This window comes from Roseivirga ehrenbergii (assembly GCF_001593005.1).
In the GTDB taxonomy this organism is placed as follows: domain Bacteria; phylum Bacteroidota; class Bacteroidia; order Cytophagales; family Cyclobacteriaceae; genus Roseivirga; species Roseivirga ehrenbergii.
On the sequence record NZ_LQZQ01000045.1, the window covers coordinates 1 to 15,474 of the forward strand.

12 protein-coding genes and 1 tRNA gene are annotated in these 15,474 nt (G+C 39.4%); 12 read left to right on the forward strand and 1 reads right to left on the reverse strand.

Translation table 11 applies throughout. The features are described from left to right. Positions 1–129: 129 nt before the first annotated feature. Positions 130–203: transfer RNA gene (locus MB14_RS10285), tRNA-Pro, on the reverse strand. 611 nt (positions 204–814) lie between these two features. On the opposite strand from MB14_RS10285, the gene MB14_RS10290 reads away from it, so the two are divergent. The 12 genes from MB14_RS10290 to MB14_RS10345 are packed head-to-tail and all read left to right on the forward strand — an operon-like array spanning position 815 to position 15,456. Then, positions 815–2,059: a cytochrome c3 family protein gene (locus MB14_RS10290; protein WP_062592701.1), complete on the forward strand. Its 1,245-nt coding sequence runs from the start codon at positions 815–817 to the stop codon at positions 2,057–2,059. A gap of 36 nt (positions 2,060–2,095) precedes the next feature. Beyond that, positions 2,096–5,212, forward strand: coding sequence for a TAT-variant-translocated molybdopterin oxidoreductase (locus MB14_RS10295; protein ID WP_062591458.1), 3,117 nt, complete (start codon positions 2,096–2,098; stop codon positions 5,210–5,212). Positions 5,213–5,231: 19 nt separating this feature from the next. Further along, the gene (gene nrfD / locus MB14_RS10300) at positions 5,232–6,596 is read left to right on the forward strand and encodes an NrfD/PsrC family molybdoenzyme membrane anchor subunit (protein ID WP_053224396.1); all 1,365 of its coding nucleotides are present in this window, start codon (positions 5,232–5,234) and stop codon (positions 6,594–6,596) included. A 2-nt stretch (positions 6,597–6,598) separates the two neighbouring features. Next, on the forward strand, positions 6,599–7,132 hold the full coding sequence (locus tag MB14_RS10305) for a DUF3341 domain-containing protein (protein ID WP_053224395.1): 534 nt from the start codon (positions 6,599–6,601) through the stop codon (positions 7,130–7,132). Between the two features lie 13 nt (positions 7,133–7,145). Beyond that, a complete protein-coding gene (locus MB14_RS10310) occupies positions 7,146–7,763 on the forward strand; it encodes a c-type cytochrome (RefSeq protein WP_246032589.1) in 618 nt (205 codons plus the stop codon). Positions 7,764–7,782: 19 nt separating this feature from the next. Further along, positions 7,783–9,204, forward strand: coding sequence for a hypothetical protein (locus tag MB14_RS10315; protein WP_062591460.1), 1,422 nt, complete (start codon positions 7,783–7,785; stop codon positions 9,202–9,204). Positions 9,205–9,222: 18 nt separating this feature from the next. Then, on the forward strand, positions 9,223–10,257 hold the full coding sequence (locus tag MB14_RS10320; protein WP_062591461.1) for a cytochrome c oxidase subunit II: 1,035 nt from the start codon (positions 9,223–9,225) through the stop codon (positions 10,255–10,257). Positions 10,258–10,279: 22 nt separating this feature from the next. Then, positions 10,280–12,154 carry a cytochrome c oxidase subunit I gene (locus MB14_RS10325; protein ID WP_062591462.1) on the forward strand — a complete coding sequence of 625 codons (1,875 nt, stop codon included), beginning with the start codon at positions 10,280–10,282 and terminating at the stop codon, positions 12,152–12,154. After that, positions 12,135–13,184 (forward strand): COX15/CtaA family protein, encoded by a 1,050-nt coding sequence (locus tag MB14_RS10330; protein WP_062591463.1) that lies wholly within the window; start codon positions 12,135–12,137, stop codon positions 13,182–13,184. The genes MB14_RS10325 and MB14_RS10330 overlap by 20 nt, the downstream gene beginning before the upstream one ends. 4 nt (positions 13,185–13,188) lie before the next feature. After that, the gene (gene cyoE, locus MB14_RS10335; protein WP_062591464.1) at positions 13,189–14,091 is read left to right on the forward strand and encodes a heme o synthase; all 903 of its coding nucleotides are present in this window, start codon (positions 13,189–13,191) and stop codon (positions 14,089–14,091) included. After that, positions 14,091–14,675, forward strand: coding sequence for a cytochrome c oxidase subunit 3 (locus MB14_RS10340; protein WP_062591465.1), 585 nt, complete (start codon positions 14,091–14,093; stop codon positions 14,673–14,675). The genes cyoE and MB14_RS10340 overlap by 1 nt, the downstream gene beginning before the upstream one ends. 16 nt (positions 14,676–14,691) lie before the next feature. Beyond that, positions 14,692–15,456 (forward strand): cytochrome c oxidase subunit 3, encoded by a 765-nt coding sequence (locus MB14_RS10345; protein WP_062591466.1) that lies wholly within the window; start codon positions 14,692–14,694, stop codon positions 15,454–15,456. The last annotated feature ends 18 nt before the right edge of the window (positions 15,457–15,474 follow it).

Sequence of the window (15,474 nt, forward strand, 5' to 3'; positions counted from 1 at the left end):
ACTAACAAAAGTCAGTGGTTTTAGTCGGGGTGGCAGCTCCGAGACTTCGGAGCGAACCTACGACCTCTCAAATAGAGTACTGAAAGGCCTAAAAGCAAAAGAGCCTTGCAATTTGCAAGGCTCTTAATGTCGGGGTGGCAGGATTCGAACCTACGACCTCCTCGTCCCAAACGAGGCGCGATACCGGGCTACGCTACACCCCGAACTTTTATTTTGCGGGAAGTTCGAAACCCAATTTCTTTCAGTCTTTATTCAGTAAATGAAGACTCTTTTTTTCTGCTTTTGTAGACCGTTGTCCCAATTGCGAGTGCAAATATAGGGATAATTTTTATTGCACAACACGTCTACCGAAATTTTTATTAATTAAAATGAAATTGTTTCTAAGGGCTCTGTAGTGTACTATATAATATAGAAATAAGAGGAGTAAATACTTCGAAAATGTAGCTTCAATGTACAGTTAGGCTAACCTTGCTGACAACCAATTAGATACGTTTAAGATTAGGTATTTAGCCCTAAATGGGTTTATTATTCTAAATATTTACCTTGTTTAATCTTTCTGTATCACTTGTAAAAATGGATTCGTATACAGGGTTACGCTAATTTAAATTGTTTAAGCTATTTATAATAATTCTAAATAAAAACTACCTTAGAATTAAGTGCGTAAACATCTGTTAATGAATGAAGTATGTGGTTTTTCAATCTCTTTTGACCACTCGTGTACTATCTAAACTTTAGTTTGAAATAAAGCATTCCGATACTACCTTTGTCTCGATTTTACGTGATGAGACAATCTGTGACTCTAACTACTGATTACATGTTATCCAAAAAACTATTAGTCCGCTTCGCGACAGCATGCTTGTTTGTATGTTGTTTTGTTTTTTCTGGCAAGCAAGCCTTTGCCCAGAGAGATAAAATTCCAACCGATGAAGCAATCATCAAAAAAGGAGAAGGTCTCTTTAAAGAATACATTTGTAATTCTTGCCACGCTGTGGATAAAAAAGTTGTAGGTCCTGCTTTAGCTGGAGTTTACGATAGAAGAGAGATCGACTGGATTTATTCCTTTGTGAAGAGCCCAGGCAAAATGATTAATGACGGTGATCCTCAAGCTGTGGCTCTTTTTAAAGAGTATAATCAGGTGATGCCTAATCAAGATCTTTCAGACGAGCAGATTTTGTCAATTATGGCTTATGTTCTGCATACTGAAGAAAATCCTCCAGTAGAAGCTGCTCCAGCAGCTACTGCAACCGGTGCCGAAGGTGCTGCTCAAGCTGGCGGTGTTCCTTCAGAATATCTGAATGTAATTATGGTTACCTTAATTGTGGTGTTGGTATTACTATTAGTAGTATTGGTTATCATCATCAATTTCGTTAGCCGTTATTTAAAAGATAAAAAGCAACTTTCTGCAGAAGATGAAGAGATTGTTAACGAGAAATTCAGTGTTTCTGCTTTCCTAAGAAGCCCAACAGTTATAGGTATTGTTACTTTCCTTGTAATAACCTTAGCTGCTAAAAACGTGATTGACGGTCTGTACACTGTAGGTGTACAACAAGGTTATGCGCCAACTCAACCAATCGCTTTTTCTCATGAAATACATGCTGGAACTTACGAAATTGACTGTCAGTATTGCCATACAGGTGTAGAGATAGCCAAGAATGCAAACATACCTTCAGTGAACATCTGTATGAACTGTCATAGTCAAATCAAAACAGATTCTCCTGAGATTCAAAAATTATATGCAGCTCAAGAAAGCGGAAAGCCAATTGAGTGGGTGCGTGTTCATAACTTGCCTGATTTGGCTTATTTCAATCACTCACAACACGTAACGGTAGGAGAGATTGAGTGCCAGACTTGTCATGGTGAAATTCAAGAAATGGCTGTTGTTGAGCAGTTTGCCCCTTTAACAATGGGCTGGTGTATTGACTGCCATAGAAATACAGATGTAAATACGCAAGGTAACGGATACTACGATAAGTTGGTGGAGATGCATAACGCAACCTCAAAAACACCTATGAAAGTAGCCGATATCGGTGGTTTGGAATGTGCTAAATGTCACTATTAATTATTGAATAGAATTTCGATTTCTGATTGATATACAATGAAAGAAAATCAAAAAACATACTGGAAAGGGATAGAGCAGTTAACTAACGAACCTTCGTTTGTTAAAAATGCCGAGAAGGAATTTCCAGAATACCTTCCTATCAACGAAAATGGTGAGGGAAGCAGTAACAGAAGGGACTTCTTAAAATTAATGGGGTTTGGTATCGCAGCAGCTTCTTTAGCGGCTTGTGAGGCTCCGGTAAGGAAAGCAATCCCTTATTTGAACAAACCTGTTGATGTTGATCCTTCTATTCCTAATTATTATGCTTCTACCTATGTGAATGGCGGTGACGCTGTAAGTGTAGTGGTGAAAACTAGAGAAGGTCGTCCAATTAAAATTGAAGGAAATAAGTTTTCTTCAATGACAAAGGGAGGTACTAATGCTCAAGTAGAAGCTTCTGTACTTTCATTGTACGATAAAGAAAGACTAGTAGGCCCTAAAAAAGCAGGTTCTAAAATTGACTGGGAAACTTTAGATAAAGAAGTAATCGCCAAGTTGGGTGAAATTTCTGCTAAGGGAGGTCAAATTAGAATTGTAAGTAATTCTGTTTTAAGCCCTACTACAAAAAGAGCAATAGGCGAGTTTACTGCTAATTATCCAACAGCGCAACACATAAGTTACGATTCATCATCTGCTTATGGTATTTCTGAAGGAAATAGAAGATCATTTGGTACATCAATGGTGCCATCATATGATTTTAGCAAAGCCAAAACAATTGTGAGTGTAGGTGCCGATTTCTTAGGCACTTGGATTTCACCAATTGAGTTTACTAAGCAGTATTCGCAAACAAGAAAAATTAGCGCGGAGCACCGTGAAATGTCTAGACACTATCAATTTGAGTCTAACCTTTCATTAACGGGTGCAAACGCAGATTATAGAACAGGCATTCGCCCTTCACAAGCTGGCCCATTAGTAGCAGCCATATATAATGGAATTGCGGCTAAAGCTGGTCAAGCTAAAGTGAGTGGTGGAAATGCTGGAGATATTGCGCATTTAACAGCAGCAATCAATGAACTTTGGACAAACCGTGGCGCTGGACTTGTAGTTTCTGGCTCAAACGATCCAGTTGTTCAGGTTTTGGTCAATGGTATCAACGCCATGTTAGGTAACTACGGTGCTACTATTAATGTAAATGCACCACTTCATTTCCGTCAAGGAGATGACCAAGCCATGAGTTCATTTGTAAAAGATACCAACGCTGGTTTAATAGGTGCTGTAATCTTCTTTAACTGTAACCCAGTTTATGATTCAGCAGATGGAAAAGCCTTACAGGCTGGATTGGCTAAAGTTTCTTTGAAAATTTCTACATCAGATAGAATGGATGAGACGGCTGCTTTGGCAGACTACGTTGCTCCTGATCATCATTATTTAGAGCAGTGGAACGATGTTGAATTAAGAACTGGTCACTTCAGTTTAGTTCAACCTACAATTGCTCCATTATTTAGTACTCGTCAAGCACCAGAGACATTCTTGAAGTGGTCTGGTAAAACGGTAGAATACTATACTTACCTACAAGATAACTGGAGAGAGAACTTCTTCACTAAGCAAACAGATACCTCTAATTTCCAGACATTCTGGGATAAAACTTTGTTTGATGGTGTATTCGAAACAGGAGGGAACTCACAAGCATATACATTTGACTTTAGCGCAGTACCTGCGGCAGCCACCAGCATTGCTCAGAATTACAAGAGCAATGGAACTGGTCTAGAATTGGCGCTATACGAAAAAGTAACTATAGGGAATGGCTCAATGGCCAATAACCCTTGGTTACAAGAAGCTTCAGACCCAATTACAAAAACTACTTGGGATAACTATTTAACGGTTTCTCAAGCTCAAGCAGAAGAGTGGGGAATCAAAATGGATGATGGTACCACTGAGAAAGTAACACTTTCGGTAGGGAATACATCTGTTAGTTTGCCAGTTTTAATTCAGCCAGGACAAGCAGCTGGAACTGTAGGGCTTGCTTTAGGTTATGGAAGAACTAGCGCGGGTAGAGTTGGAAATGAAGTAGGGGTGAATGCCTATCCTTTCATTACTAAATTAAATGGTGCAAATGTTTACGATGTTTTTGCTGGAGTATCAGTAGAAAAAACAGGCGAATCATACAGAATTGCACAAACACAAACACACCAGACTTACATGGGCAGAGCCAATGTAATTCAGGAGTCAACTTTAGGTGAATACAAAAAAGACACTAAAGCGGGAAGAGAATATCCGTTGATTTATAAGGAAGGTGAGTATATCAAGCCTTCTAAAATCACGCTTTGGAAAGGTCACGAATATAACAATCACCACTGGGGATTGGCCATTGACATGAACTCTTGTACGGGTTGTGCAGCATGTACGGTTGCTTGTCAGGCAGAAAACAATATCCCAGTTGTTGGTAAGGAAGAAGTATTGAACAGAAGAGAAATGGCCTGGATCAGAATTGATCGCTACTATAGCTCTGATGCTCCTGTAGATGATTTGAAAGCTTTAGAGAAAGCTTCAGAGAATCCAGAAGTTACATTCCAACCAATGATGTGTCAGCATTGTAATAATGCTCCATGTGAAACTGTATGTCCAGTAGCAGCTACCACGCATAGTACAGAAGGTCTTAACCAAATGACTTATAACAGATGTATCGGTACAAGATATTGTGCTAACAACTGTCCTTATAAAGTAAGACGATTTAACTGGTTCAAATATCACGACAATACGAAGTTTGATAAGAACCTTTCAATGAACAACGATTTGGGTAAAATGGTATTGAACCCAGATGTAACTGTTCGTGCAAGAGGTGTGATGGAGAAATGCTCAATGTGTGTGCAGAGAATCCAAGCTGGCAAGCTTGCCGCTAAACGCGAAGATAGAAGACCAAAAGATGGTGAAATTAACATGGCATGTGCTTCGGCTTGTCCTGCAGATGCGATCATCTTTGGCGATTTGAACGACAAAAACTCTAGAATTTCTCAAGCATTGAAAATTCAAGAGAAAGAAGACGGTCAAGGAGCTACCGAGCGTGTAGTGGAAGAAGACAGAGCTTATCACGTGTTGGAGGAAATCAACGTTAACCCTAACGTTTGGTATTTCACCAAAATCAGAAATAAGGAAAAACAATCAACTGAAGCTTAATTTTTAAAAGAGATACACTATGCAGGTTACTTCATCCGTAAGAACACCTTTGATAACTGGCGGTAAGACTGTCCATGACGTTACCGAGGATATCTGCAGGCAGGTAGAGGGCAAGCCTTCCAAATCATGGTTATTAGGCATGGGGATGGCACTTACTGCTTTTGGCATTGGTTTCATCGCTGTAGCTGCTACACTTTGGGAAGGAATTGGAATGTGGGGTCTGAACAAAACCGTAGGTTGGGCCTGGGATATTACAAACTTCGTATGGTGGGTAGGTATTGGTCACGCTGGAACTTTGATTTCGGCAGTACTTTTACTTTTCCGTCAGAAATGGAGAATGGCAATTAACAGAGCAGCAGAGGCAATGACAATTTTTGCCGTAATATGTGCTGCAATGTTCCCAGTACTTCACATGGGACGACCTTGGTTAGGAGCTTATTGGGCTTTACCGTTACCGAATACATTTGGTTCACTTTGGGTAAACTTTAACTCTCCACTTCTTTGGGACGTATTCGCAATTTCTACATACTTCTCTGTATCTCTAGTGTTCTGGTACATAGGGCTTGTTCCTGATTTTGCTACCATTAGAGATAGAGCAACTGGAGTAAGAAAGAAAATTTACGGAGCACTAAGCCTTGGTTGGAATGGCGCTGCTAAAGCCTGGAGCCGATACGAAAGTGTATCTTTGATTTTGGCTGGTTTAGCAACACCACTCGTACTTTCCGTACACACCATTGTATCATTTGACTTTGCAACCTCAGTAATACCAGGATGGCATACTACGATTTTCCCTCCATACTTTGTTGCTGGAGCTATTTTCTCAGGGTTTGCAATGGTACTGACATTGATGTTGGTAACTAGAAAACTATTTAAACTAGAAGACTACATTACCATTGAGCACATTGGTTTGATGAACATAGTAATTACAATTACTGGTTCAATTGTAGGTATAGCGTACATTACTGAGTTCTTTGTAGCTTGGTATTCTGGAGTTCCTGCAGAACAATACGCGTTCTTTAATAGAATGCAAGGGCCATATTGGTGGGCTTACTGGTCTATGATGACATGTAACGTAATCTCTCCACAGTTATTCTGGTTTAAGAAAATTAGAACCAATATTGCCGCTACTTTCATTATTTCAATTATTGTAAACATTGGAATGTGGTTCGAGCGATTTGTGATTATCGTTACTTCATTGCATAGGGATTATCTACCATCATCATGGGCTATGTTCTACCCAACTGTGTACGATATGGGAGTTTATTTATTCACATTCGGATTGTTCTTTACAGCATTCTTATTATTTGCTAAGTTCTTCCCAGTAGTGAATATGGCTGAAATTAAAAGTATTGTGAAATCTTCATCAGAAAAACAGACTGCATAATTATGAGCGATTCTAGAAATTTTGTTCTCGGTGTTTTTGATGACGAGGACGTATTATTAAGCGCGGTACGAAAGGTGAGAGGTGCCGGTGTTAAAATTGACGAGGTATATTCTCCATTCCCGGTTCATGGTCTTGATGAAGAATTAGGCTATAAGAGATCTAGACTTCCTATTGCCGCATTTATGTTCGGTATATTAGGAACTTCATTGGCGCTTACAATGCAGTTTTGGATGCTAGGAGTGGATTGGCCAATGATTATTGGTGGTAAAGACTTTACTCCACTACCAGATTTTATCCCTGTAACTTTTGAACTAACGGTTTTACTCGCTGCTTTTGGTATGGTGGGTACATTCTTCGTAAGTACTGATTTAAAACCATGGAAAGACCCTAAAATGCTTGATTTGAGAATTACAGATGATAAGCATGTAATGGCAATTGATTTAGGTCAAAACAAATCTGTGGATGCTCAAACAATCAATAGCGTATTGAAAGATTCAGGCGCTATTGAAGTGAACGATAAAGAAGTTGAAGACTAAGCTAAAGATGATCATGTTGAATAGATTGAAAGCATTTTTACCACTCATAGCGATCTTTGCTCTGGCTTCTTGTAATGCTAGTGGCGATAACCCAGGTACAGAATATGCACCACAGATGTATCATTCAATACCTTATGAGCCATTAACACAAATCAAGGAAAAGGATAGAGGAGAATGGTTGAGTAATAGAGAAGATGGATTAGGTGAGTTTTATAATTCCAATCCAAACAATGCCTATGAACAAAATGTAAAGTTGCCAGTAGCAGGTACTGTAAGAAGAACTGCTGATGGTGTACTTCCTTATCGTTTAGAAAAAGATGACATCGAAGCGGCAAGCCTTATAGAAAATCCTCTACCTGAAACACCAGAGATTTTGGCAGAAGGTAAAAGATTATATGAACTCTATTGCGACCATTGTCATGGCTCTAATGGCCAAGCTGATGGAACCGTGTCTGAAATCTTTGCCGGTGTGCCTCCTTATACGGCTCCAGCACAAAGAGGTCTTTCAGAAGGTCATGTTTTCCATGTAATTACTTATGGAATTAGAAGAATGGGAGCTCACGGTTCTCAGATCAGTCCGGAGAAAAGATGGAAGATTGTAAAGTATGTTAAACAATTGCAACAACAGTAACCCCCAAATTTTTTAGAAAATGGCAAAAGAAAGATTTGAATTTACGACAGGCTTAAAAAAGAAGCTATATCTCGTAGCCATCATTGGGTTTGTATTGCTGCTTGTAGGTGCAATATTCCCTGGCGGTGGTCATGAAGCTGAGGCTGGCGATCATGAAGGAACAGAACAACACGATGCTGGTACTTCTGACGATCATGGAACAAATGCTAGCGATGACCATAGCGGTGCTGATAATGACGGGCACGGTGGAATGATATCTGATGAATCAGGTGAAGATCATGGTGCAGGCGAAGCGGATCATGGTGGTGGTTGGTTAAAAAGACTAGGAGTAAACCTTTGGATCAACAATGTTTATTTTGTTGGACTAGGTATTATAGGAATATTCTTCTTTGCACTTCAATATGCTTCACAAGCAGGTTGGTCTGCTTATTTATTGAGAGTTCCGTTGGCGATGGGTAGCTGGTTGCCTTACGCATTTGTATTGATGATCGTTACTTTCATGATTTTTGGTCATGATATTTTCCACTGGACTCATAGTGATTTGTATAATCAATTCTTAGCAAATGGAGAATTAAACCCGCATTATGATGCGCTAATTGCTGGAAAAAGTAGCTACTTCTTTCTTCCTTTAGAAGGAGGTTCATTCCCGCTTTTCTTTGTGCTTAGAATGGTTGTATTCTTTGCAGTGTGGTTCTTCCTATTCAAGAAAATTAAGTCTTTAGCTTTGGCTGAAGATGAATTGGGTGGTGATAGCTACTGGTTCAAAATGAGAAAATTCTCTGCAATCTTCTTGGTATTCTTTGCAGTGAGTTCATCTGTTTCAGCTTGGGATTGGATCATGTCAATTGACGTGCACTGGTTCTCTACAATGTTTGGTTGGTATGTATTTGCTAGCTGGTGGGTAACAGGTTTGGCTTTCATTACACTTGTAACAGTGCTATTAAAAGAAGCTGGTTATTTATCTCAAGTAACCTCTAATCACCTACATGATCTTGGTAAGTTTATCTTCGCATTCAGTATTTTCTGGACTTACGTTTGGTTCTCTCAATTCCTTTTGATCTACTATGCTAACATCCCTGAGGAGTCAGTGTATTTTGTAGAAAGATTATTGAGTGACAAATACGCACCATTCTTCTTCATTAACCTTATTTTGAATTTCATCTTCCCTCTTCTTACGTTCATGACAAGAGATGCAAAACGATTGAATGTATTCTTGAAAATCGTTTGTATTGTTATTCTAGGAGGGCACTGGATTGATTTTTACCTAATGGTAACACCAGGTACGCTTGGCGAAAATGGAGCATTTGGTTTTACTGAGATTGGCTTGTTCATGATTTTCGGAGTAGCCTTCTTGTTCGTCACCTTAACTGCCTTATCTAAATCAGCATTGGTGGCTAAAAATCATCCAATGCTAGAAGAGGCAAAGCATCATCATATTTAATAAGAGTAAACTAAAGATATGTTCGGGTTTTATATAGTTTTAGCGATTTTCTTAGTACTGGCGATCTTGTTGATGATCTTCAGAGTAAGTAGATTGATTAGTGTTGTTAAAGGTTCTGATGAAAAGTCAGTTACTGGAAGTAACAATGTGAACGCCATATTAATGGTGGTTTTCTTGGTCTTGTTCTTTGGCTTAATGGCGTGGTATTCATTTGCGCATTTTGATTCATATGATCCACCAGTAGCCTCTGATCATGGTATAGTAACTGATAAGTTGTTCTGGAGAACAATGTGGATTACAGGTATTGTGTTTGTGATTACACATATTTTACTTTTTGTATTTGCCTACAAGTATAGATACAGAGAGAATCACAGGGCCGAGTTCTACCCACATAACAACAAATTAGAGCTTTTGTGGACTGGTGTGCCTGCTATTGTATTAACATGGTTGGTAATTTCAGGATTTGCAGCTTGGTCTGATATTACAAGCAAAGCGCCTGAAGATGCAGAACAAATTGAAATTACAGGACAACAATTTACATGGTTGATCCGCTATGGTGGAATGGACAATGAAGTTGGAGATTACGATTATCGTTTGATTGATGCTACTAATGATTTGGGCATGGATTTTACGGATAAGGCCAATTTCGATGATTTTAATAACAACTCTATCGTACTTCCTAAAGGGCGCCCTGTGTTATTGAAAATTAGAGCTAAGGATGTACTTCATAGTGTTTATATGCCTCATATGAGATTGAAAATGGATGCTGTTCCTGGTATGCCTACTCAATTCTGGTTTGTGCCTAATAAGACAACTGAGGAAATGAGAATCGAGGAAAACAACCCTGATTTTAATTTTGAATTGGCTTGCGCAGAGATTTGTGGTACATCACATTTTGCTATGCGTAGAATTGTGACGGTTTTAGAACCTGAAGAATACGATAAATGGAAAGCAGAGCAAAAATCTTGGTTGTCAAAAAACCCAGATTATATGTCTCAGGTACCTGAGAATTTGAAAGAGTTGGCCGTAGTTACAGCGGGCATTAACGAGTAATTAATAAGACCAATATATTAAGATGGCAACAGCAACACATATTGATGCACACGCGCATGATGATCACGATCACGAGCATCATGAAACGTTCATCACAAAGTATATTTTCTCACTTGACCATAAAACGATTGCCAAGCAATTCCTGATAACAGGTATTATTTGGGCAATTATTGGAGCAGGTTTTTCTGCAATCTTTAGATTGCAGTTGGGATTCCCTGAAGCAGACTTATCTTGGTTAAGACCGCTTTTAGGTAAATGGATTCAGCCAGAAGGTAGCTTAGATCCACAATTCTATCTGGCTTTGGTAACCATGCATGGTACCATCATGGTGTTCTTTGTATTGACAGCTGGATTGAGTGGTACATTCAGTAACTTCCTTATTCCGCTTCAAATTGGAGCGAGAGATATGGCTTCTGGCTTTATGAACATGCTTTCTTACTGGTTCTTTTTCCTTTCCAGTGTTATCATGTTTATCTCATTATTCTTAGAAACCGGGCCTGCATCAGGAGGTTGGGTGGTTTATCCACCGCTAAGTGCTTTGCCACAGGCAATGGATGGTTCTGGACTAGGAATGACTTTATGGCTTGTTGCTATTGTGTTCTTTATTGTTTCATCATTGTTGGGAGGTATTAACTATATCACCACAATTATCAACTTAAGAACGAAGGGAATGACCTTCTCTAGATTGCCTCTTACGATTTGGAGTTTCTTCTTAACCGCTGTAATTGGAGTTTTATCTTTCCCTGTATTGTTTGCCGCAGCCCTACTATTGGTAATGGATAGAAGCTTTGGTACATCATTCTACTTATCTGAAATTTATATTGGAGGAGAAGCACTTCCAAATGTAGGGGGTAGTCCAATTCTTTATCAGCATTTGTTCTGGTTCTTGGGTCACCCTGAAGTATATATCGTATTGTTACCTGCTTTAGGTATTACATCTGAAATTATCGCAACCAATTCAAGAAAGCCAATCTTTGGTTATAAGGCCATGATTATTTCGATGTTGGGTATTACTGTGCTTTCTTTCGTTGTATGGGCACACCATATGTTCGTTTCGGGCTTGAGTCCATTCTTAGGGTCGATCTTCATGTTTTTAACATTGATTATCGCTATACCTTCAGCAGTAAAAGTATTTAACTACCTAACAACACTATGGCGCGGAAATATTGTATTTACGCCTGCTATGCTATTCTCAATAGGATTGGTGTCGGTGTTTATTTCGGGTGGTATTACAGGTATTTTCTTAGGTAACTCAGCAATTGATATTCAATTGCATGACACTTACTTTGTTGTAGCTCACTTCCACTTAGTAATGGGGGCAGCTTCTTCTTTCGGATTATTGGCTGGGGTTTACCATTGGTTCCCTAAAATGTTCGGAAGAATGTTAGATAGAAAATTAGGTTACATCCACTTCTGGTTTACGTTCATTGGTATTTACGCTGTGTTCTTCCCAATGCACTATATTGGAATCGCAGGTTTCCCAAGAAGGTACTATTCGTTTACCAACTTTGATGCCTTCAGTGGATTTACAGACCTTAATGCCTTTATTAGTGTGGCTGCGATTTTGACTTTCTTTGGACAGTTTATCTTCCTATTCAACTTCTTCTACAGCATATTTAGAGGGAAGAAAGCGCCACTTAACCCATGGAAGTCTAATACCTTGGAATGGACAACGCCAAGAGTTGCTGGACACGGCAACTGGCCAGGTGAAATCCCAACGGTATACAGATGGCCTTACGATTACTCTAAGCCAGGTGCCGAGGAAGACTTTATTCCTCAAACAGTACCTTTCTCAGAAACTATGGATTCGAATCTTCCGCATGAGAATGATATGATTGCAATTGAGAAAGAGGAGAGCGCTAGCGAGATTGTAGTTGATGGGGCAAAAGGTCATTAACGGACGAGCATTTAGACGATTTTCGGCCGTCACGGTAATTGCCGTATATCTCCTGATTCTTATCGGAGGTATTGTAAGAACCACTGGGTCGGGAATGGGATGTCCGGACTGGCCCAAATGTTTTGGAAGTTGGGTGCCACCAACAGATGTCAGTCAACTTCCATCTGATTACAAAGAAGTTTACGCCCAGGAAAGGGCAGAGAAGAATAAAAGGTTTGTAAGTTACCTTACAGCATTTGGTTTTGACGAGTTGGCCGATCAGATTCTAAACGATCCTGATATTCTGACTGAGGAGGAGTTTAATGCTACAAAAACACTTACTGAATACATTAACCGCCTAGTGGGTGCGGTTATCGGTCTTTTGATCTTCGGGACATTTATAATGTCTATTCGATATTGGAGAACCGATAGAACCATTACCGTTCTTTCTTTTATTGCATTTGTATTGGTAGGGTTTCAGGGATGGATCGGATCAATTGTGGTGAGTACCAACTTGCTACATTGGATGATTACTATTCATATGTTACTCGCTTTATTAATCGTATGCCTTCTGATCTATGTTTATTATAGGTCAAAAAGAGAGGTGCTGAACCTTAATTTGGAAGGAACTGGCAAGCTGCGGGCAGTTTTATTGATTTGCTTTATTACCACATTACCTCAAATCGTAATGGGTACACAGGTAAGAGAAAGCATCGACCTTTTGGCAGATCATTTTGCTAGGTCAGAGTGGATATCGAAGCTGGGGATGGAATTCTTAGTGCATCGATCATATTCAATTTTGCTGTTGGGCTTACACCTTTATTTGGTTTGGCTTTTAACAATGAAAAAGGATACTCCACAGAAATTAAAGCTTTATGGTGCAATAATGTTACTTATTGTGGGTATAGAGGTTTTGAGTGGCGTTGTGATGGCTTATTTTGGAGTTCCAGCGGCTATACAGCCAATACATTTGTTGTTGGGAACATTAATTATAGGAGTACAGTACTATGTGCTGTTGCTTTTAGGGAATAGAAGAGTACAAACTAGTTAACTGAATGATATCAGGTAGTTCTGCAAATATTGGAGTAGGAGAATTAATCGCTCAAAAGGCCAAGGCTTATTTAGAGTTGGTTAAAATGAGGCTATCACTTTTGGTGGCTTTCTCTTCAGCCTTTGGCTATACCTTGGCCATGGGTGGCAATGTTGACTGGACCCAACTGATTTTATTATTTATAGGTGGTTTTTTGGTTTCAGGTGCCTCTTGCACAGTAAACCAAGTAACCGAAAAGGAATATGATGCGATGATGAAACGCACGCAGAATCGCCCTTTACCTACCAACCGACTTACTAAAAATGAAGCCTTGACCTTTGCAGCCATTGTAGCGGTGATGGGTATTCTTGTACTTTATTTTTCTACTAACTTATTAACCACAGGTTTGGCTATTCTGTCTATGGTGCTGTATAGTTTTGTCTATACACCATTGAAAAGAGTAGGGCCAATTGCCGTATTTGTGGGGGCTTTTCCAGGGGCATTACCTCCGTTGTTGGGTTGGGTAGCTGCTACAGGAGCGATTAGCCATGAAGCAATGATTATTTTCGGTATCCAGTTTATTTGGCAGTTTCCACATTTTTGGGCAATTGCTTGGGTAGCCGATGAAGATTATAAAAAGGCAGGTTTTAAACTTCTTCCTGTAAAAGGAGAGAAAGATATGAAGACTGCTTTTCAGATAATGACATATACACTATTCTTAATTCCACTTGGTTTATTGCCTACCTATTTTGGCATTACTGGAGTTAATTCAGGAGTAGTGGCCACCATTTGTGGAGTTTTGTTTTTAGCGCAGACGATTAAGTTGATGCGTGATCAATCGAGAAAATCAGCATTGAGAATTATGTTTGGTTCATTTCTCTATTTACCGATCGTGCAGATTGCTTACTTATTGGACATGGTGAAATAATGACAGATAATTATCAATTTGTAGATAGCCAAGTGGAACAGCCACTTTCAATGCATCCAAAGAAATTTGCGATGTGGTTGTTCATCGTAACTGTGGTAATGATATTTGCAGCATTTACCAGTGCTCACATCGTGAGACAGGCCAGTGGAAATTGGTTGGAATATGACTTGCCATCTCTCTTTTGGTCAACTTCTGTGGTCATTATAGTAAGTAGTGGGTTTATGCATTGGGCATACCTTTCTGCAAAAAAGAATGATTTTGTAAAAGTACGAATAGCATTAAGTATCACTTTTGTTCTGGGTTTGGCTTTCCTTATAGGTCAGTTTATGGCTTGGGGGCAAATGGTTGATGCAGGTGTGTTCTTTGTAGGTAATCCTGCGGGGAGCTTCTTATACATCTTTACAGGCTTACACGGTCTACATTTAGTGGCCGCTGTGATTTATCTTTTATATCTGTTAATTTCGTCTTTCAAGCTAAAGGTGAACTCTGAAAACATGTTGAACATGGAAATGTGCTCAACTTTTTGGCACTTCTTAGGCGGACTTTGGATATACTTGTTTATATTTTTATTACTTAACCATTAACTAGAACCAATTAACTATGGCTACTACAGCTACAGTCGGCAACAAGAGCTTATGGGCAGGTGGGGTTGCGCCTCTTAAGGCGAGCTATGGAAAACTCATGATGTGGTTTTTCCTGCTTTCAGATGCCTTTACTTTCTCTGGTCTTTTGATCGCATACGCATTTATAAGATGGAGTGCTCCAGCTTATAAAGGAAATCCAGATGACTTCGTGTTTTCTACCGAATATTGGCCAATTCCAGAAAAGGTGTATGATGCCTTTCCAGGAGTACATGGTCAAGAATGGCCGTTAGTCTTTGTAGGTTTAATGACCTTCATTCTAATTCTAAGTTCTGTGACTATGGTTTTGGCTGTAGAAGCTGGTCAGAGAATGGATAAGAAGGGCGTGGTTAAATGGATGCTTTGGACTATTATCGGTGGTATTGCATTCTTAAGTTGCCAAGCTTGGGAATGGGCTCACTTTATATCTGGAAGCGGTGTTGCTACTATCGGAGACGTTTTCTTAAACGGCAGATGGGTAGAGGACTATGAAATTATGGGGGCAGGTTTGAGCTTCAATCAATACGGACCGCCTGCTTTTGCTGCGCTATTCTTCTTTATTACTGGTTTCCACGGTTTCCACGTATTCTCTGGAGTAGTCATCAATATTATTACTTTCTTTAATGCAGCCAATGGCATGTATGAAAAGAGAGGCCATTATGAAATGATTGAAAAAGTTGGTTTGTATTGGCACTTTGTAGATCTAGTTTGGGTCTTCGTTTTCACTTTCTTCTATTTGATCTAAGGACATTTATATACTATG